The 18,595-nt window shown below is 71.6% G+C and carries 20 protein-coding genes and 1 tRNA gene; 5 read left to right on the top strand and 16 right to left on the bottom strand.

Annotation, left to right across the window (positions count from 1 at the left end):
- Positions 1–142: 142 nt before the first annotated feature.
- A complete protein-coding gene (locus AB0J24_RS19355) occupies positions 143–634 on the top strand; it encodes a GtrA family protein (protein ID WP_358683177.1) in 492 nt (163 codons plus the stop codon).
- Positions 635–700: 66 nt separating this feature from the next.
- On the opposite strand, the gene AB0J24_RS19350 is transcribed toward AB0J24_RS19355, so the two are convergent.
- The 6 genes from AB0J24_RS19350 to AB0J24_RS19325 form a co-directional block, all read right to left on the bottom strand.
- The gene (locus tag AB0J24_RS19350; RefSeq protein ID WP_358683175.1) at positions 701–1,660 is read right to left on the bottom strand and encodes a type IV toxin-antitoxin system AbiEi family antitoxin domain-containing protein; all 960 of its coding nucleotides are present in this window, start codon (positions 1,658–1,660) and stop codon (positions 701–703) included.
- A gap of 165 nt (positions 1,661–1,825) precedes the next feature.
- Positions 1,826–2,731 (bottom strand): glycosyltransferase family 2 protein, encoded by a 906-nt coding sequence (locus AB0J24_RS19345; RefSeq protein WP_358683173.1) that lies wholly within the window; start codon positions 2,729–2,731, stop codon positions 1,826–1,828.
- Positions 2,728–3,480: an ABC transporter ATP-binding protein gene (locus AB0J24_RS19340; RefSeq protein WP_358683249.1), complete on the bottom strand. Its 753-nt coding sequence runs from the start codon at positions 3,478–3,480 to the stop codon at positions 2,728–2,730. Before AB0J24_RS19340 ends, AB0J24_RS19345 begins: the two co-directional genes overlap by 4 nt.
- Positions 3,481–3,485: 5 nt before the next feature.
- The gene (locus AB0J24_RS19335) at positions 3,486–4,349 is read right to left on the bottom strand and encodes an ABC transporter permease (protein WP_358683247.1); all 864 of its coding nucleotides are present in this window, start codon (positions 4,347–4,349) and stop codon (positions 3,486–3,488) included.
- Positions 4,350–4,438: 89 nt separating this feature from the next.
- Positions 4,439–4,987 carry a bacterial proteasome activator family protein gene (locus AB0J24_RS19330; RefSeq protein WP_358683171.1) on the bottom strand — a complete coding sequence of 183 codons (549 nt, stop codon included), beginning with the start codon at positions 4,985–4,987 and terminating at the stop codon, positions 4,439–4,441.
- A gap of 82 nt (positions 4,988–5,069) precedes the next feature.
- A complete protein-coding gene (locus AB0J24_RS19325) occupies positions 5,070–6,062 on the bottom strand; it encodes an NAD(P)H-quinone oxidoreductase (RefSeq protein ID WP_358683169.1) in 993 nt (330 codons plus the stop codon).
- A 68-nt stretch (positions 6,063–6,130) separates the two neighbouring features.
- Between AB0J24_RS19325 and AB0J24_RS19320 the strand changes: the two genes are divergently transcribed.
- Positions 6,131–6,820, top strand: a complete 690-nt coding sequence (locus AB0J24_RS19320; protein ID WP_358683167.1) for a GNAT family protein — start codon at positions 6,131–6,133, stop codon at positions 6,818–6,820.
- Between the two features lie 71 nt (positions 6,821–6,891).
- Here the strand turns inward: AB0J24_RS19320 and AB0J24_RS19315 are convergent, their stop codons facing one another.
- Positions 6,892–7,827: a neutral zinc metallopeptidase gene (locus AB0J24_RS19315; protein ID WP_358683165.1), complete on the bottom strand. Its 936-nt coding sequence runs from the start codon at positions 7,825–7,827 to the stop codon at positions 6,892–6,894.
- Positions 7,828–7,940: 113 nt separating this feature from the next.
- Here AB0J24_RS19315 and AB0J24_RS19310 point away from each other — a divergent pair.
- Positions 7,941–8,026 (top strand) — tRNA-Ser (locus AB0J24_RS19310).
- Between the two features lie 87 nt (positions 8,027–8,113).
- Here the strand turns inward: AB0J24_RS19310 and AB0J24_RS19305 are convergent.
- The 9 genes from AB0J24_RS19305 to AB0J24_RS19265 form a co-directional block, all read right to left on the bottom strand.
- Positions 8,114–9,358, bottom strand: a complete 1,245-nt coding sequence (locus AB0J24_RS19305; RefSeq protein ID WP_358683163.1) for a tyrosine-type recombinase/integrase — start codon at positions 9,356–9,358, stop codon at positions 8,114–8,116.
- An 11-nt stretch (positions 9,359–9,369) separates the two neighbouring features.
- Entirely contained in the window at positions 9,370–9,657 is a 288-nt protein-coding gene (locus AB0J24_RS19300; RefSeq protein ID WP_358683161.1) for a helix-turn-helix domain-containing protein, read from the bottom strand.
- Positions 9,654–11,024: a DUF3631 domain-containing protein gene (locus tag AB0J24_RS19295; RefSeq protein WP_358683159.1), complete on the bottom strand. Its 1,371-nt coding sequence runs from the start codon at positions 11,022–11,024 to the stop codon at positions 9,654–9,656. Before AB0J24_RS19295 ends, AB0J24_RS19300 begins: the two co-directional genes overlap by 4 nt.
- Entirely contained in the window at positions 11,021–11,959 is a 939-nt protein-coding gene (locus AB0J24_RS19290) for a bifunctional DNA primase/polymerase (protein WP_358683157.1), read from the bottom strand. The genes AB0J24_RS19295 and AB0J24_RS19290 overlap by 4 nt, the downstream gene beginning before the upstream one ends.
- A 209-nt stretch (positions 11,960–12,168) precedes the next feature.
- Positions 12,169–14,373 (bottom strand): cell division protein FtsK, encoded by a 2,205-nt coding sequence (locus tag AB0J24_RS19285; RefSeq protein WP_358683155.1) that lies wholly within the window; start codon positions 14,371–14,373, stop codon positions 12,169–12,171.
- On the bottom strand, positions 14,373–15,275 hold the full coding sequence (locus AB0J24_RS19280) for a hypothetical protein (protein WP_358683153.1): 903 nt from the start codon (positions 15,273–15,275) through the stop codon (positions 14,373–14,375). Before AB0J24_RS19280 ends, AB0J24_RS19285 begins: the two co-directional genes overlap by 1 nt.
- Positions 15,272–15,595 carry a hypothetical protein gene (locus AB0J24_RS19275; RefSeq protein WP_358683151.1) on the bottom strand — a complete coding sequence of 108 codons (324 nt, stop codon included), beginning with the start codon at positions 15,593–15,595 and terminating at the stop codon, positions 15,272–15,274. The genes AB0J24_RS19280 and AB0J24_RS19275 overlap by 4 nt, the downstream gene beginning before the upstream one ends.
- Positions 15,592–16,197 carry a hypothetical protein gene (locus AB0J24_RS19270; RefSeq protein WP_358683149.1) on the bottom strand — a complete coding sequence of 202 codons (606 nt, stop codon included), beginning with the start codon at positions 16,195–16,197 and terminating at the stop codon, positions 15,592–15,594. Before AB0J24_RS19270 ends, AB0J24_RS19275 begins: the two co-directional genes overlap by 4 nt.
- Positions 16,194–16,466 carry a hypothetical protein gene (locus AB0J24_RS19265; protein ID WP_358683147.1) on the bottom strand — a complete coding sequence of 91 codons (273 nt, stop codon included), beginning with the start codon at positions 16,464–16,466 and terminating at the stop codon, positions 16,194–16,196. The genes AB0J24_RS19270 and AB0J24_RS19265 overlap by 4 nt, the downstream gene beginning before the upstream one ends.
- A 102-nt stretch (positions 16,467–16,568) precedes the next feature.
- On the opposite strand from AB0J24_RS19265, the gene AB0J24_RS19260 reads away from it, so the two are divergent.
- Together AB0J24_RS19260 and AB0J24_RS19255 are read left to right on the top strand one after the other, a co-directional pair.
- A complete protein-coding gene (locus tag AB0J24_RS19260; protein ID WP_358683145.1) occupies positions 16,569–16,973 on the top strand; it encodes a GntR family transcriptional regulator in 405 nt (134 codons plus the stop codon).
- 159 nt (positions 16,974–17,132) lie between these two features.
- The gene (locus AB0J24_RS19255; RefSeq protein WP_358683143.1) at positions 17,133–18,593 is read left to right on the top strand and encodes a helix-turn-helix transcriptional regulator; all 1,461 of its coding nucleotides are present in this window, start codon (positions 17,133–17,135) and stop codon (positions 18,591–18,593) included.
- Positions 18,594–18,595: the final 2 nt, after the last annotated feature.

Raw genomic sequence — 18,595 nt, 5'->3', positions numbered from 1 at the left:
GGTCGTAGCACGGACAACTACTTTGTGCTGGCACTAACTTTGTAGCGCAAACTATGAGCTTTGTCCAGCGAAGGTCTCCCCGTCCGGGGTGCTCCCGCGGGTCGCCCGGTGGGCCCCCGTTGCGCGTCGCTACCCTCGGGGGGTGACCGCCACCGAGCACTCGCGCTCCTCGCGGTCCCCAGAAGCATCGGGGGCGCCGCAGGGCCCGGACGCCGTGCTGCCGGTGTCCGACGCCTCCGCGTCGCGGCGCGGACTCGTCCGCCAGCTCGGCAGCTTCGTCGTCGTCGGAGTGCTGGCCGCGGCCGTCGACTTCGGCGTCTACCACCTGCTGCTGAACCTGGGCCTGTGGGTCCCGGTGTCCAAGGGGATCAGCTTCGTCCTCGGTACGACGACGGCGTACCTGCTCAACAAGCGGTTCACCTTCACCGGCGCCAACACCGGCGGCCGAGCCCGCTTCGCCGGCTTCGTCGCCCTCTACGGGACGACCTTCGCCGTGAACGTCGGGATGAACTCGCTGGTGCTGTACCTGCTGCCCCCGCTGAGCCACGACACGTCGCTGGCCTGGCTGGTCGCCCAGGGCACCGCCACCGCCATCAACTTCGTGATGCTCCGCTACGTCATCTTCAAGGACTGAGCACACCCCTTTGCTGCGCCGCACACCCGCTGCAACAGGTGTGCGGCAGGGCCAACGGGTGTGCGGTCACCGGCCGACGAGCGGCCCCAGGCGGGCGGTCATGCCGTTCGGGCCGGGATCGTCGATCTCCGGGAAGACCCACCGCACGACGGCGAGCCCCTCCGCGCGGATCCGGTCCTCGCGACGCTTCTCCTGCCACAGCACCTCGGCCGGATCGGTACCGGGGCGCAGCGCCCGGCCGTACTTCGTGCGGCCGTCGAACTCGCCGACGAGCCCCCGGTCCGGCCAGGCGAAGTCGGCGCGGAACCGGGTACCCGGCACCGGCCACTGGAGGACCGGCGGCGGGAGCCCGGCGACGTGCATGCGGAACCGGCTGAGGGTCTCCCCGGGACTCTCGCTGAGCCCGTCGGCGAGCGCGAGCGCCCGCCGTGCCGCCCGGGCGCCGGACGAGCCCGCCGCCGGCTCCAGCGCCCGGGAGATCTCGCCGGTGGTCGTCGCGGAGGGATCCGGGCGGCGGACCCGCTCGGCGACGATCCCCCGGTGCAGCGCCCCGTCGAGCGTGACCAGCGCCTGCGGCGCCGGGACGGTACGAGCGAGATCCACGACCGTCCTGGCCGGAGCGGTCACCCGCAGCCCGCCGGTGAGCTCCAGCACGTCGCCCTCCCGGAGCCGGCCGCTGTGGATCTGCAGATCACCGCGGATCCGAGCGCCGTTCGAACGGTCGCGCACCACGTGCAGCCGCCGCAACGGGACCCGCCAGACCGGCAGTCCCAGCAGCACCGCCGCCGTGACGAAGCCGAAGACCGCCCCGGACAGCAGCCCGGGCGCTGCCGCGCGGGCCCGCAGCCGGTGCTCGGCGGCGGCACCCGTCGAGTCCCGTCCGGCGAGCCGGTACACGCCGCGGCGGACCCGTACGAGCGCACCGGACCGCAGCATCCGGTCGATCTCGGCCTCGTCGAACCCGTCGGCGACCAGCGCCGGCCGACGGACCAACCCGTCGACCCCCACCCGCAACGATGCATCCACCGCACCACCCCACACCCCCACGCCCCCACCCGACCCCCGAACCAGCCTCCTGTGGACAACCACCCGCCCTGTAGACGCAGCCTCACACCCCACGGCCGCACGACACACCTGCTGCAACAGGTGTGCGGCGAAGCCAGAGGGTGTGAGGCAGAGGGGAGGGCAGGATCAGGGGGCGCGGTGGAAGCGCTCGTCGCGGCCCTGCTTCAGCAGGCGCAGCCAGTCCGTGAAGGCGGCCGGGTCCCGCTTGGTGACCAGGAAGTACCAGGCGAAGCGGGGTAGTTCGAGCAGCCCGATCCGGCGCATCCCCGGCTGGCTCATCAGGTAGCCGCGGTTGCGGTAGGTGTAGTAGCGCTTCACCGCGTCGCCCGGGTCCTGCGCGTGCAACCGCCCGCCCAGCATCGGTTTGAACTCGTCCGAGCCGTAGGGGTGCAGGTAGGTCGCCTGCAGGGCGGTCCCGAACGGGAGGCCCGAGCGCACCATCCGGCGGTGCATCTCGACCTCGTCGCCGCGGACGAACAGACGTAGGTCGGGCACCCCGATCACCTCCAGCGTGGAGGCCCGGAACAGCGCGCCGTTGAAGAAGGAGGCGATGCCGGGGAGGAGGTCGTCGTCGCCGAGCGCGGAGCGCGTGCGATGCCAGGTGACGCCGCGCCGCAGCGGGAACGCCAGCCGGTCCGGGTCGGCCTTGTCGGCGACCACCGGGGACACCGCGGCCAGTCCGTGCCGCTGCGCGACGTCGAGGAGGGTGGCGAGGGTGGACGCGTCGGCGGCGTGGCCGTCGTCGTCGGCGAGGAAGACCCAGTCCGCGCCCATCGCGAGCGCGTGCAGCATGCCGAGCGCGAACCCGCCGGCGCCACCGAGGTTGGTCCACGAGGGCAGCCAGGTGGTCGGCAGCGGGCAGGCCTCGACGGCCTCGCGGGCCGGCCGGTCCGGCCCGTTGTCGACGACGATCAGGTGCGCGAGCGGGTGGCTCTGCTTCGCCATCGCGTTCAGCGAGTCGACCAGCATCTCGGCACGGTGCCGGGTGACGATCACGCCGACGACGGAGCCGGGCGCGAGCGGTGAGCTCACGAGTGGGTCCGGCCCTTGTAGGCGTCGAGCACGTCCTGCAGCGGGCCGTACTGCTTGATCGTCCCGTGCTCCATCCACAACGCCGTGTCGCAGAGGTCGGCCAGGAACTCGTCGGAGTGCGAGGCGAACACCAGGATCCCGGAGCGGTCGACGAGCTCGTGCAGCCGGCCGCGGGCCTTGTCGAGGAACTCGGCGTCGACGGCGCCGATGCCCTCGTCGAGCAGCAGGATGTCCGGATCGATCGAGGTCACCACCCCGAGCGCGAGCCGCACCCGCATGCCCGTGGAGTAGGCGCGCAACGGCATCTCGAGGTAGTCGCCGAGCTCGGTGAACTCGGCGATGTCGTCGATCCGCTCCTCCATCTGCTTGCGCGTCATGCCCAGGAACAGGCCGCGGATGAGGATGTTGTCGTAGCCGGAGATCTCCGGGTCCATCCCGACGGCGAGATCGAAGACCGGCGCGACCTTGCCGAGCACGGCCGACCGGCCCCGGGTCGGTTCGTAGATGCCGGCCATCAGCCGGAGCAGGGTCGACTTCCCGGCGCCGTTGTGCCCGACCAGCGCGACCCGGTCACCCTTGGTGAGGGTGACGGTGATGTCGCGGAGCGCCTCGATGATCGGGACCTTCGAGTCGGTGCCGATCCGCCCGCCCGCCCGACCGAGCACGGCCTTCTTGAGCGATCGGGTCTTCGCGTCGAAGATCGGGAAGTCGACGGCGGCGCGGTCGATGCGGATGGACGGTTCGGCCACGGTGCTCACACCCAGTACGCGACGCGGGAGCGGTAGTTCCGCAGGCACACCAGTGCTGCGGTCCAACCGACGATCGTGATGATTCCGGTGACCAGCCAGTACCGTGTGACGATCTCCTGGCCGAGCAGTGGCTGGCGGACGATCTCCACGAAGTGGAACACCGGGTTGAACTCCACCAGGCTGGCCCGCTCACGAGCCGCCTCGTTGTCCCGCAGGATGTCGACCGACCAGACGATCGGGGTCAGGTAGAAGACCAGCTGGGTCACGCTCGCGATGATCGGCGGGATGTCCCGGAACCGGGTGGCGAGGATCCCGGCCAGGATCGCCACCCAGGCACCGTTGATCGCGAGCAGCGCGAACGCCGGGACCGCGAGCAGCGACGAGACACCCAGCGGATGCGGGAAGATGATCATCAGCACGACCCAGACCACCAGGTTGTGCAGGAAGAACAACGTCTGCCGCCACACCAGCCGGTAGATGTGCAGGCTCAGCGGGGCCGGCAGGAACTTGATCAGGCCCTCGTTGGAGATGAAGACCTCGCTGCCCTCGATGATGCAGCCGGAGACGAAGTTCCAGATCAGCAGCCCGACGGCGACGTGCGGCAGGAAGGTCGCGATCGGCAGGTCGAACAGGGCCGAGTAGAGGATGCCCAGCCCGAGCGCGATGACGCCCATGCTGATCGAGATCCACAGCGGGCCCAGCACCGAGCGGCGGTAGCGCTGCTTGATGTCCTGCCAGCCGAGATACCCCCACAGCGGGCGCTGACGCCACCCTGCGGCGAGATCCGCGAACGCCCGGCGCCAGCTGCGCGGGCTCGACACCTCGGACGGGTCGACGACATCGCCCGGCTCGTTGTCGGTCACGGTCACGGCCACGCGACGAGGGTACTCAGGGGCCTGCGCGGTGCCCGGCCGGGGAGCCCCCCGCCGGGCACCGCGAAGTGCAGCTCAGAGGTCACTCACAGGTACTGGCCGGTGCCCCGGCCCAGACCCTCCGGGACGCCGGCCTGTCCGGGCCCGGCGCCGACACCGGGCGGCAGGCCACGGCGCATCTGCTCCAGCTGGGCGCGGGCAGCCATCTGCTGGGCGAACAGCGCCGTCTGGATGCCGTGGAACAGGCCCTCCAGCCAGCCGACCAGCTGGGCCTGCGCGATCCGCAGCTCGCCCTCGGACGGTGTCTCGTCGGCGGTGAACGGCAGGCTGAGCCGGTGCAGTTCCTCGCGCAGCTCCGGGGCCAGCCCCTCCTCGAGCTCCTTGACGGAGTTCTCGTGGATCTCCTTCAACCTGCTGCGGGACGCCTCGTCCAGCGGTGCCGCCTTCACCTCCTCCAACAGCTGCTTGATCATCGTGCCGATCCGCATGACCTTCGCGGGCTGCTCGACCATGCTCGCCGGCCCCTGCTCGGTGGCCTCGTCGTCGCCGGAGGGGATCTTCGCCATTCCCACCGGGCGGCCGTCGGCGCCGACCACCACGACCCGGCCGTCGGGGGTCTCCTGCTCGTCGCTCATGGGGACATTCTTGCCTGGCCGGTGGAGACCCCGCAGTGCGGACCGTGCGTGCCACGCAGTGCGGACCGTGCGTGCCCGGACGTCAGGCCTCCGGGTTCAGCAGCAGCAGCTTCCCGACGACGCCGCCCTCGGCCAGCCTGCGGTGCGCGTCGGCCGCGTCGGCCATGGAGAACCGCTCGAAGACGACCGGGCGGACCTTCCCGGCTCCGAACAGCGGCCACACGTGCTCGCGTACCTGCTCGACGATCTCGGCCTTGGAGTGCGGCCCGGTCACCGGGCGCCCACGCAGGCCCATCGCGGCGATGTGGCCGCGCTTGGCCAGCAGCGCGCCGATGTTCAGCTCCGCCTTCACCCCACCCTGCATCCCGATGATCATCAGACGGCCGTCGCGGGCGAGCGCGGACAGGTTGTTCGCCAGGGCTTTGGCGCCCATGTTGTCCAGGATGACGTCGGCGCCGTGTCCGTCGGTCGCCTTCTTCAGCTCCTCGGCGACGTCGTCGTGGTAGTCGATGACGATGTCCGCGCCCAGGTCGCGGCAGACCTGCAGCCGGTCGGGGGTGCCGGCGGTCGCGGCGACCCGCGCACCGGAGGCCTTCGCCACCTGGATCGCGTGCGTCCCGATGCCGGAGGAACCGCCCTGCACCAGGAACGTCTCGCCCTCGGCGAGCCGCCCCTCCATGAACACGTTCGACCGGACGGTGCAGGCCACCTCGGGCAGGCCACCGGCGTCCTCGAGCGAGACGCCGTCCGGGATCGGGAGCAGCTGCACCGCCGGCACGGCCACCTTCTGCGCGTAACCACCGCCGGCCAGCAGCGCACACACCTCGTCACCGACGCTCCATCCGGTGACACCGTCGCCGAGCACCGCGATCCGTCCCGAGCACTCCAGGCCGACGATCTCGGACGCGCCCGGCGGGACCGGGTAGTTGCCCTGCACCTGCAGCAGGTCGGCGCGGTTCACCGCGGACGCGACGACGTCGATCACGACCTCGCCCGGGCCGGGCTCGGGATCCGGGACCTCCGTCCAGGCCATGTTCTCCGGTCCGCCGTACTCCGCCAAGGTGATCGCCTTCATGGGGGCGACCGTATTCCGTCGCACCGGTGGGTGCGATCCGGCGGTGGGATCGGGCAGGGTCGTCGGTCGTGGACCGGCTGCCCGCACCGATCGACCCGGTGCCCGACCCGTGGCCGCTGCACGGGCTGGTGCTGCGGACCCCCCGACTCGAACTGCGTCCCGACGACGACGCCTCGGTGCGCGAACTGGTCACGATGCTGCACGCGGCGGGCGTCCATCCGGCGTCGGATATGCCGTTCTCGGTGCCGTGGACCGACGCCGACCCCCGGTACCTCGGCCGCGGGGTCGCGCAGTACTTCTGGTCGGAGCGGGCCCGGACCGGCCCGGAGTCGTGGGCGTTGCACCTGGTGGTGCGCAGCGCGGGGCGGGTGATCGGGCTGCAGAGCCTGACCGCGGACCGGTTCGGCCTGCTGCGCGGCGTGCACACCGGCTCCTACCTGGGGCTCCGGTACCAGGGTGCGGGGTTCGGCACCGAGATGCGGGCCGCGGTGCTGGCCTTCGCGTTCGACCACCTCGGTGCGACGACGGCCCGCTCCGACCACGTCGAGGGCAACACCGCCTCGGCCGCGGTGTCGCGCCGCCTCGGATACCGCGCCGACGGGACGTCGCTGAGCGCGGCCCGCGGACGGCGGGAGGTGCAGCACCGGCTGCTGCTGACACCGGGGGAGTTCCTGCGTCCGGCCTGGGAACTCGTGGTGCGGGGCTACACCGCGGAGCTGGCCGGGTTCCTCGGCGCGGACCCGCCGCGCGGGGGATGACTGCGCCGGCCGCAGCTGCCGGGCCCACCCGTGCGGGAGCGCCGCGCCCACCCGTGCGGGAGCGCCGCGCCCTACCCCAGGTCGCGGGCGGAGAAGGTGTCGCAGGCCCGGGGATCGCCGGTGTCCAGCCCGGTGGTGAACCACCGCTCGCGCTGCTGCGAGGTGCCGTGCGAGAACTGCGACTCGTCGACCCGGCCGGAGCCGAGGTTCTCCTGGATGAAGTCGTCACCGATCCGGGACGCCGTGTCCAGTGCTGCGTCGATGTCGGCCTGGGTCAGCTCGGTGATCAACGGGCGTCCGGACTCACCGGGGACGGTCGTCGCATGGTGCGCCCACACGCCCGCGTAGCAGTCGGCCTGCAGTTCGAGCCGGACCTGGCCCGACTCCGGGCCGGTCTCGCGGCCGGCCCGCTGCAGGTCACCGGTCAGGTTCTGGATGTGGTGGCCGTACTCGTGGGCCATGACGTACGCCTGCGAGAACGGGCCGCCCTGCGCGCCGAAGCGGGTCTGCAGGTCCCGGAAGAACGTCAGGTCGATGTAGATCTCGGAGTCCGCCGGGCAGTAGAACGGCCCGCTGTCCGAGGATGCCGCCCCGCAGCCGCCGGTGCTGACGCCACCGGAGAAGAAGTTCGTCCGCGGCCGCTCGAACCCGGAGCTGAACTGGGTCGCCCAGAAGTCGTCCAGCGAGTTCGCGACGGCGACCATCCGGCAGTCCGTCGAGTCGTTCGCGGACGCCCCGGTCGCGCAGTTCTGCTGCAGCGACGACGTGTCCGCCGTCTGACCCGACCCGACCTGATCCAGGCTCGGGTAGCCACCGCCCGCCGCCATCCCGCCCAGGTCGACGCCCGCGAAGTTCGACAGCAGCAGGTAGATGATCACGCCGACGATGCCGAGGCCACCACCGGCCCCCGCGACCCGCCCGCCGACGCCGCCTCCCCGGCCACCGCCGGAACCGCGCAGGTCATCCACACCGGACGTGTCCAGCCGGGCGTTCTCGTCGAACCGCACGTCGACCTCCCCTGACGAGTCGGGAAGATCCCACCACACGCCCTGCACCGGCACACGCGCTCGGCGCCTCGGGGCGAGTCGGCGCGTTCGGGCGGACCGGTAACCTTCCCGGCGGAAGCGTGGCAGAGCGGCCGAATGCACTCGCCTTGAAAGCGAGCGTCCGAAAGGACCGCGGGTTCGAATCCCGCCGCTTCCGCCATCTCTGACCTGCAAAGACGCAACCGCCGCGCGCTCCCGGCCCTCCGGGAACCCGCGGCGGTTGCAGTTGTGGTGGCATTCCGCCTTCTCAGACGGTCGTCGGCGGCTCGTCGGACGTCTGCCAGAGCAGCCCACCGACCCGTGAGGCGACGTCCTGCCGCACCGCTGACGTGAGGTGCTGGTACCGCGCAGCCATCGCGGTGTTCGACCAGCCCATCACGCCCATGACCGCCCGCTCGGTCACGCCGAGCAGAAGCAGGACCGTCGCGGCGGTGTGCCGAGCGTCATGGAGCCGCCGTTCCGGGACGTCTGCCGAAATCAGGAGCTGCTTCCAGTTCTTGTTGTCGGTTCGCGGGTGCAGGACGGTGCCGAATTCGGTCGTGAAGACGTAGTCGGTGTCCACCCACAGGTCGGCAGCCCGCACACGCTCCTTGTACTGCTCGTTGGCGTGTTCCCGGAGCAGCTTGACGAGTGGATCGGGCAGGCCGATTCCACGGCGGCCGGCCTCCGACTTCGTCTCCGCGGTCTCCGGCCGGAGCGCGAGTCGGTGAGGACAGCGCCCGGCCTGCTTCCGTCCGCACGTGCCGTCGCAGCCGTGGGCCCATTTCGGGCGTAGGCGATTGCGGCGGACGACGAGGAATCCGCCCATGAGGTCGACGTCCTGCCAGCGCAGACCGAGGGCTTCACCCTGGCGTAGACCGAGTGCGAGAGCGACGGCCCAGCGGACACCGTTCCTCTCGGTCGACGCGGCCTTGAGAATCCGGGAGACCTCGTCGACCGTGTAGGGCTCGACCTCGGTGGAGCGCACTCGCGGGGCCTTCGCGAGCAGGGCGGGATTCGTCGTGGCGTGTCGCCGCCGGACGGCCTCGTTCAGCGCCGTACGAATCGTTCGGTGCACCTGGTGAGCGGTGCCGGGCGCGGCCCCGTTCCGCATCATCTTCTGATAGAGCCGTTCGAGGTGCTCCGGTTGCAGCTTGTCCAGCTTGTGTGCGCCGACGCCGGGAATGAGGTGAATCCGGATCGCCGTCGAGTACGCGTCGTGCGCGTTCGGGCTGATCGCGGGCGGGGCCGCGACGTTGTCCAACCAGTGCCTCAACCACTTCTCGACGGTCCAGTTCGCTCCGGGCTGCGCGACGGTGCCGGCGTCGCGGTTCTTCTCCAGCGCACGGACCTTCTTCGTGACGGCAGCCTGCGTCTTCCCGCGCACATGACGGCGGTCGGGGCGGCCGTCGTCCTTCGCCCCGACCGTGACGTATCCATGCCACGATCCATCGCTGCCGAGGTAGATGCTGGACCGGCCGTTGGCGTTGCGGGTGCGCTTCTCACGGGTCATGTCCGGTCCTCTCAGGCGGCTCGGTGCTTTGCGACGAGCCGGGCGGCGAAACCGGCGATGGCGTCGGCGTGGACGCGTCGGAGTCGTCCGATGAGGACGGATTCCAACTCGCCGTTACGGACGTAGGCGTACGCGGTCGTCTTTCCGATGCCGAGCTGTTCTGCGGCTTCCTCGACGGTGAAGAGGACCCGTGCCGGCCGGTGTGCGGGCTCGGGCTCGCGGGGCGCCGGCTGGTCGGCCATGAGGGTGGCGAGCTGCGCGAGGAGCTGCCCGATCTGCGCGGTGCGGTCGTCGGTCATCGGGCACCCCCACTGGTAACGGTTACGTCGGTTACAGCGGTTACGTGCCTGGTCAGGGGCGTAACCGATGAGCGGGGTGTAACCGCTGCGTCGGTTACAGCGGCCTGCTCCGGTGGGTCGTCGGGTGGGGGCTCGACAGGGGGCGTAACCGTGGGTGCGGTTACGCGGTCGGGATCGGTTACGCCTCTGACCTGCGATGCAACTGGTGTAACCGTGGTAACCGCACCTGATGGGTCGGGCTCGGTGGCGGGTGGCAGGTAGCGGGCGAACGCGTCGGAGAGCGCGCCGTCGACGTGGTAGCCCTTGGTGACGTGTCCGCCGATCCGCAGTGGGCCGGGGCGGACGCCGTAGCGGGCCAGCTCACGGGCGAGGCGGCGGGCGTCGAGGGGCCGGCCGTCGAGGTCGGCCCAGCCGGCTTCCTCGTCGGCGCAGAGCCGCCCAATGATGTCGCTGGTCGCCATCCGCTCGGCCTCGTGGGCGGTGAACAGGGCTCGCAGGTCGGCGAGCAGCCGCGTCCCGACCGACGTGCCGGTCTCGGTGGCCTGCCCGACGAAGTGCACAGCGGCGGCGCGGGCGGTGTCGGGCCAGTGCCCACCGGCGAGATCGGCGATGGCAAGCAGGGGCTCCCAGACCTCGGCGGCGCGGTCGGTGACCTGCTCGGGCATGACCGGCTCGGCCCCGACCAGCTCGTCCTCCCCGACCCTGTCGAGCCACGCGGCGAGCTGCTCGCGCAGCGGCGTCGCTTCGTTCTCGACCCGGCGCTCGCGGAACGCCTCGGCGCGTTCGTGCGGTGCACGGCGGCGCATGTGCACGGTGATCGCGCGGGTGGTGATCGTGGCGGGCATGGCGCCGGCGATCCCGGCCAGCGCGACCGGGGCGAACACCGGGAACCGCTCGACCTTCATCCGGGAGGCGTCGCCGACGCAGCGGGACACGGTGGCCGAGCGCTTGTAGCCGGAGTTGAGCAGCCCGCGCAGATCTTCGTTGTTCCCGCCGCCCTTGGGCGAGAACACGGCGTCGATCTCGTCGAAGAGCAGCGTGACCGGGCCGTCGCAGAGCATCCGGAAGATGGCCGCGGTGGTGATCGAGATGGTCATCTCGGGCTTGCGGACGAGGTATTGCGCCACTTCCAGGACGCGGGTCTTGCCGGAGCCGGGCTCGGCGCTGTCGAGGATGAGGCGCGGCGTTGTGTAGAAGTGCTGGACGGCGTGGGTGTGGGCGTACCAGAGCGCCAGCATCGGGGCGGTGTGCCGGTCGGGGAACACCGAGAACCGGGAGACGAACGCGGCGACCTGGTCGAGCAGCTCGGCCGGCGCGATGGCGGGCAGGTCCGGGACGGCGCGCAGGCCGGCGGGTGTGGTGCTCATGCCGACCGCCGCCCCTCGCTGTGGGAGCGAGTGCTCGACAGGGTGGGCAATTGGCGGGGCCGGCGGGCGCCGTAGCCGAGTCCGGACGCGATCGTGGCGGCGATGTCGGCGGCGGTGCAGTCGCACGGACCGTCGACGATGTGCCCGGCCGCAGCGGTCAGATCCGCGGCGGCCTGGTCGTGGTCGAGCACCCCGGCCCCGACGAGCTGTCCGAGGGCGCGAGCGGCGGTGAACACCGCGGCGTTGTGACCCCCACGGCCGGCTGCAGCGACCCGCTGCAGCTCGGCCAGCACGATCGTCGACACGTAGGCCCCGGCGTCGCGCGGCGTGGTGGTGGGCCGCTCAGACGGCGCTGAGATGGCCGTGGCGGGGCGAACGGACAGGTGCCAGACCAACCACCCCGGCAGCGGGGGCGGGTCGGTGTCGTCGAGCAGTTCGTAGGAGCCGTTCGGGAGTCGGCTGCCGGGGGCGAGCACCTGCCCGCCGTGTCCGCGGCTGTCGAGCATCGGTCCGAGCGTGCGGGCTGTGTTGCCGAGCCGGACCGCGGGGGCCTGGAAGTACAGGTGTCGGCCGCCGGACGGTGTGGCGACGGTCCAGGTGTCGGGCAGCTCGCCTCGGCCGGCGGCGAGGCCGGCGAGCACGGCGGCGCCGTCGCGGGTCTGGTCGGGGTCGGTCGGCTTGGGGGTGTCGCAGTCGATGACCAGGAGCCGGGAGGGGCCGCAGGCGATTCCGGCGTTGTGGTCGGGGTGGGCGGTGAAGTAGTCCACGATGGTCTCCGGGTGAGTGGTGGCGCGGGACTCCCACGCCGGGATGGCGGGCTGCTTGCGGCCGGGCAGGACCGGGAAGAGGTGCCAGCCGCGGGCAGCGAGGTCGAGCCAGCCGGCGAGACGAGCACGGGCTGCGGGACTGCCGGAACGGTCACTCTGTGTCGACATTGGGGCTCCTGATTTCGGCATGGGTCTAGCGCCGCAGCACCCGCGTGGATGCTGTGTGGAGGGGTTTCCGGGTGTGTTCGCCCTGGTGGTGCTAGGTTGCTAGCGGGCTGTTCAGATGCGGTTTGATGCGCTAGCGGCGGGTGCTAGGTCTAGCGGGGCTCACTGCTAGTCGCACCCGCCGCCGTGCTGTTCCGTCTGGCTACTCGGTGTCACCGTCGGTGCCGGTGCGGCGCCGCCGTTCTGCGGTCTCCCACGCGGTCGTGATGGCGTCGCGGTGGTAGCCGCGCCGGTTGCGCCCGTCGCCGGTCTGCGGGTCGGTGCCCCACACCTGCTTGGGCTCGACCCCGTACGGGCGCAGGGCGGCGGCGAGCGTCGCCGGGGTGGTGCCGGTGTAGGTGATCGGCCACTGCTCGACCAGCCGGGCGGCGATGACGTCGGACCACAGCCGGTCCTCGCCCGGGGCGAACACCACCGCGACGTCCCCGAGCACCGACCGCGACGGTCCGTCGGTCTGCTCCGTCGTCTCGCCGACGGCGTGGCCGGACAGGGTGCCGGCGGCCTCTCGCAGTGCCCGGGCGCGCGGCGATGGTCTCCGCGGCGGGTGCGTCGATGTAGGCCGAGCGCACGATCTGCGGCTCGTCGGCGGCGCCGACGAGGTAGCCGATGCCCTTGTCCTTGGCGGTGAACGTGGTTGCCCGAATTCCGTTCTTGTAGGCGCTGGTGCCGAGCACCATGTCGTTCTCGGTCTGGCCCATCACCCGCAGGCAGAACCGGGTGCCGACGTTCGCGCTGACCCCGGTGGGCAGCGACTTCGCGTCCGGGCGCTGCGTGGCGAGGATGAGGATGATTCCCATCGCCGGGCCGCGCTTGATGATGCCGGTCGCGAGCCGGTCGGCCTCGTCCTTGAAGTCGGGGTGGGAGAACAGCTCCTGGCACTCGTCGACTGCCAGGACGATCGGGAACAGGCCCAGGTCACGGCGCGCGGAGATCTGCGGGGTGACCTTGTTCTCCGGGCACAGCTCCCGCGGCAGCTCCCGGATGCGCTTGGCCCGGGTGTTGAGCTCGGCGTACAGCTCGCGCAGCGACTCCATCGCCAGTTCCAGCGTGGCGTCGTCGGCGCCGGAGGCGTAGCGGTGCGCGCACCCCTCCATCGGCGACAGGTCCCCGGTGCCCTTCAGCTCGAAGATCCGTAGCTGTGCGGTCGGGTCCAGGGCGCAGGCCAGCAGCAGCACCCGCAGCGCGAACGTCTTCCCCACCCGCGGCATCGCCCCGATCAGGACTCCTGTGAACATCAGCAGGATCGACACCGACCGGCCGCGCTGGTCGGCACCGAACGGGACGGGCTTGAACAGGTCGACCTCGCCGTGCGTGGCGAGCGGCCATGGGCGCGGGCGGGCCTGGCTCATGTCCTGGTCGCCGACCCACAGCACGAGACGGCCGGCGTGGGCGTCGTGCGCGGGCTCGGGCCACACGCAGCCCAGCGGGCGGCGCAGGCCGGACGCGAGCCGGTCGCGGCGCTCGACGATGTCGGTCACCGTCACCCCGAAGGGCAGGTCGACGTCCGCGCGCCAGCCCGGACCGTCGCGGGTGATCGGTGCGGGGAAGGTGATCCCGTTGGGCCCCTTGGAGAGCGCCTTGTTCATCTCGCCCAGACCGAGCGCGCCCAGGGCTCGCACGACCATCTCCGAGGTGAGCCGGGTCGGCCGGTGGGTGACCACCGACCGCCCGGTGACCGGCTTGTCGGCCGGCGACCCGACCCAGCCGAGCACCAGCACCCCGGCGAGCAGCAGGACGGCGAGCAGCCACGGCGGGGCGAAGGTCCACAGCGCCACCAGGGCACCGGCGCCGCCGAGCACCGCGGCGGCGAGCAGCCGGCGCCGGACCGCGATCCGCTCGGTGCGAGCGGCGGTCAGTCGCAGGTAGTGGTCCGGCTCACCGGAGCGGATGGCCTGCTCCCGCAGCGGGCGGGACTCGGCGTCGCCGGCCCAACGAGCGGCGCCGGCGACCGCGGTCACCGCGCCCAGCGGGGCGCGGGCGGTGAGGCGGGCGGCGTAGAGGGGTGCACGGACGGTGTGGAACCCGGTGGAGTGCCACGCCCATCCGGCGGCCCAGCGGGCGGCGGCCGCGATGTCCTCCCGGCTGCGCAGCCACGGTGCCACGACCGGTCGGCGGGACACCTCACGGCGCCACGGCAGCGCCACGTCCGCCCCGGTGGGCGGGTCCACCGCCACGTGCTGCACATCGGTGTCGTCGACGATCTCGCCCTCGACCACCGCCGGGCCCGGCTGCTCGACAGGGCGGGGGCGGAAGTTCAGCACCCGGGCGCCGGGGTCGTCGTGAACGGTGCCGGCCGCGGGCTCGTGAACCGGCGTCGACTGGTCGTCGCGGGTCGGGTCGTTGGGCTGCTCGGACATCACGCAGCCACCTCCTCACCGGCCGGCGGCCGGCTGTCATGGGAACGAGCGGAGTCGATCGAGGCGGGCGTAGCACGCAGGGCGGCGGCGACCTTGACGCTGGTGCCGGCCGAGCAGCCCGTCACCTGCCGGCACCACGCCGGGGTGACGTCGACCTGCTCGCCGGCGTCCCGGGCGCTGTCGAGCGCTTCGGACGCGGCACGGACGTAGTCGGCCAGCAGCCGACGCGGCCGGGCCGCCGCCTTCCGCCTGCCAGCGGCACGTGACGCCCGGACCGGTGCCGGTGCGATTCGCGGGGCAGGTTCGGCGACCGGCTCGTGAACGTCCGGGTCGACCGGGCCGCGAACCACCGGAGTCTGCTCGGCGGTCGGCACCGGTCCCGCCGCGACCGCGCGGTGCACGGCCTCGGTCAGCCGGTCACGCAGGACCGGGCCGGTCTCAGCGGTCGCGAACACCACCAGCGGCGGCACCGAGTGCAGCACCACCCCGGCCGCGGAGAACGGCGCGTCGCCCAGGCCCCACGAGGTCCAGGTGTTCATGACGTAGGTGGCGGCGAAGGTCAGCCACTTCGTCCGCCGTGCCCAGGACGGCAACGCGACCTGGTAGCGGGCGGTGACCTGCTCGGCGCGCAGCACCGCGAGCAGCACCAGCGACACCATCGGGTCCAGCAGCCATGCGACCCACCACGCGGCCGACCACGTCGGAGCGCCGGCGGCGGCGAAGCTCTGGACGTTGACCATCGTGAAGGCCAGACCGAGCACGATTCCGGCCCACAGCAGCCCGTCCACCTGCGCACGCACTCGTTCGACCCGCAGCGCGATCACGTCCGGATCGGTGGTCAGCGCTCGGACCCGGGCAGCGTCGGCGGCCTGCTCGGCGAGGCGCTCCACCGCGGCGTTCATCGGACACCCCGCGACGAGACGCGGACGACGTCGTCAGGGCCGGCGAGCATCCGCGCCACGGTCACCCCGGCGATCAGCGCCGGGACGCCGAGCACGATGACCCACGCGATCGGGTCGGCCGAGAGCTTCACGACCGCCCACTGCACCCCGACCACCACAGCCGCGGTCATCACGATCCGGGCGGCGTTGTTGCCGATACGGCCGGCGTGGTGGATCGACTTCTGCACCTTGCGTCCGGCGCGGGCACCGGCCGCCCATGACCACATCAGGACGAGCCCGGCCAGGACGCCGAGCGCGACGGCGATCGTCTGCCCGTTCACCGCTGCTCACCCCCGGCCGGGGTGGCGGGCCGGGGCCCGTTCGGCTCTACCATCGCGGTCTCCTCACGTGCGTTCTGCTGGTGGGGGAGAGCCAGCCCGGCGGCTACATCCGCCAAGATCCCGTCGCCGGGCTGGTGCCCACTGCGGTTTCCGTTGCGGCGTGCCGGCTGCGGGCGCAGCTCGCCACGTTCGAGCGCGGCGATGTAGGCGTCGGCCGCGCGCTCGTCGGCTCGTCTCGATGCCGCGTCTGCCTGGGTCACGTGCCGCTCGTCGACGTGGTCGCAGCGCCGGCATGTCCGCCACTCCCACCCGCAGCCCTCCCACGAGGACGGGTCCTGCCACGGCTCGCAGGTCGAGTGCTCCCACAACGACCCGTCGCAGGCGCACGCCCGCCACATCGGGGCGGGGCCGAAGTCGTGACCGAGCAGCCGGCACAGCGCCGGGTCGGCACACGCCGGGCACAGCAGCCGGCCGGACAGCCGGACCACCCAGCCGGCGGCGCGGGCCGCCGCCAGTCCGTCGGTCGTCGTCCGCACCTGATCGGTACCGGCCAGGGCAATTGCGCAGTCGTCGCAGCCGACGGTGATCCGCAGCGCGATCACGCCGCCTCACCCCCGTAGCTCGGCGCGGGCGCGGTGACCTGCGCTGCGCGGGTCATCCGGGTCATGGCCCGGCGGGTGCTGCGCCGGCGCCGGCGCTCGGCCAGCTCCACCAACGCCCCGTCCACCGGCGCCGGCCGCGGGATCCGGGCCGGACCCCACTCCTCGGCGATGACGCGGTCCCAGAACTCGTGCAGCGCCTCGCGCTGCTCGTCGGCCAGGGGCGCGGTGCAGTCGTCCAGCCCGGTGGTGTCGTGTCGATCCGTGTGCATGACGCTCCGATCCGTCTTAATACGGTTGCTGTGATTGCGACGGTAAGGCTCCACCGTCGCAACGTCAACCGCCGTCTTGAGACGGCGAGTAGCCTCGCCGGCATGGCTGCGCCCGACACCGAGCCCGACGACGCCGAGCCGCGCCACGCGAGCCACCGCGTCGCCGAGCTGCTCGCCCGTGACATCGACGCCGGCACCTACGGGCCGGGGGAGCGGCTGCCCTCCTACCGGCAGATCGCGACCGACCACGACATCGCCGTGAACACCGCCCAGGCGGCGGTCCGGCTCCTCGTCGCCTCCGGCCGGGCCGTCGTGCGCCCCAGCAGCGGCGCGTTCGTCGCCGACGAGCCGACCGGCGCGACCCGGACCACCGCGGCGGACCGGCTCGAACTCGCCGCGCTGCGCGACCAGGTCCGCCGGGCGAAGGCCACGCTCAACGACGTCGAACGAGCCATCGGCGAGATGCTCGACCGGGCGCCGGCGTCCGGTTCGGACTCGGGTTCGTAGTGCTCGTCTCGGTGCCATGAACCGAGAATCGAGTCTGCGGGCGAATGAGTCCAAGGACCCTCTGACCTACCCCGTGACCTGCTAGGACTACCAGGCATACGCACTGGTCGGAGCCCGCGACCGCGGGGCCGGCGACCGAGAGGAAGGCGGAGAATTCTCGTGCCAGACGAGCCGTGGCTGTCGTCTCCCGCGTCATCGGAGCTGGAACTGAACACCGACCTGCTCGGAGAGGTCCTGCGCGAGTACCGCCGCGCCAACAAGATCAATCAGGCCGATCTGGCCCAACTGCTGCACCTGGATCAGTCCTACGTCTCCAAGATCGAGACCGGGAAGCGCCGGGTGACCGACATCGAGATGCTGCTGCGCATCGCCCAGCAGCTCAACATCTCGCCGGCCCGTCTCGGACTGTCGGACGAGCTGCTACGGCCGGTGGCCGAGCCGTCGGACTCGCGGTTGGTCGGCGACGTCGACCCGGTGGCGGTGAGCCAGGAGAAGTGGCGCCGGACGCGCCGTGCGCTCAACCGGTCCCGCCGGGAGCTGGCCCAGCGGGCAGCCGACCTCTACCAACCCGACGTCCGGGTCGGGGACCTGACGTTCCTGGCGCTGCCGCAGTGGACGCCGGAGCGGCCGATCCCGCTCGACGACATCCGCCTGGAGTGGAGCGACAACCCGACCCCGGTCAGCATCACCGGGAGCGAACCGGAAGCAGCGGCCACGCTGCCGCTGAGGGCACCGGGGAAGTCGTTCCCGCGCTACACCTCTGCCGTGCGCTACCTCGACCCGCCCAAGCTGTTCGAGAACCGCACCAGCTACCGCCTGCTCGACGTCGACCTACGCGACGACCCGCGCATGACGTTCGGGCTTGCGGCCTACTTCGACAAGCTCGATCTGGCCGAAGCGATCGCGCACGAGATGGCTCTTGCCGCCGAGCGAGCCGGGAAGAAGCTCGACTGGAGTGAGCTGCCGTTGCGGGGCCTCATCGGGGACCCGTTCGATATGGAACGGCGCTACATCATCCCGGCCATCGAAACGCTCACACTGCGCCGCAACCGTGAGACTGGCGAGGCAACCTTCTTGCTGCACTGGCGTGATCCGGCGAAGGTTGCGACGTCAGCGGGCATCTACGGGCTGATCCCGGCGGGGGAGTTCCAACCGTCTACCGTCGCTACCCACGATCGAGAGAACGACTTCAGTCTGTGGCGCAGCATGGTCCGCGAGTACAGCGAAGAGATCCTTGGCGACCCGGAGCGGGACGGTAGCTCTGGCGAACCGCTCGTCTACGAGGACTGGCCGCTCTTCAAGGACCTGGAGCGGGCACGGCGGGATGGTCGGATCATCCCGTACTGCCTCGGGATTGGGCTCGACACCCTTACGCTGACGGCGACTATCCTAACCGTCGTCGTTTTCGACGACGACGCGTTCGATGAGTTATTCGGTGACGCCGTATCGGTTAACTCAGAGGGGTCGCTCGTCAGTTCATCCGATGTCGTGAATGTGACGGATGGGCTCCGATTCTCCGATGATAATGTGAATCGTCTACTGAGTAGTGAGCCAGTGGCTTCGCCCGGCGCATGTATTCTGAAGCGGGCATTTGAAGCGCGAGCAATATTGCTCAGCTGATC

Origin of the sequence: Pseudonocardia sp. NPDC049635, assembly GCF_040659795.1 — a bacterium.
Taxonomy (GTDB): domain Bacteria; phylum Actinomycetota; class Actinomycetes; order Mycobacteriales; family Pseudonocardiaceae; genus Pseudonocardia.
The sequence above is the reverse complement of the archived record's forward strand: the minus strand, read 5'-3'. Positions and strand labels throughout refer to the sequence as shown.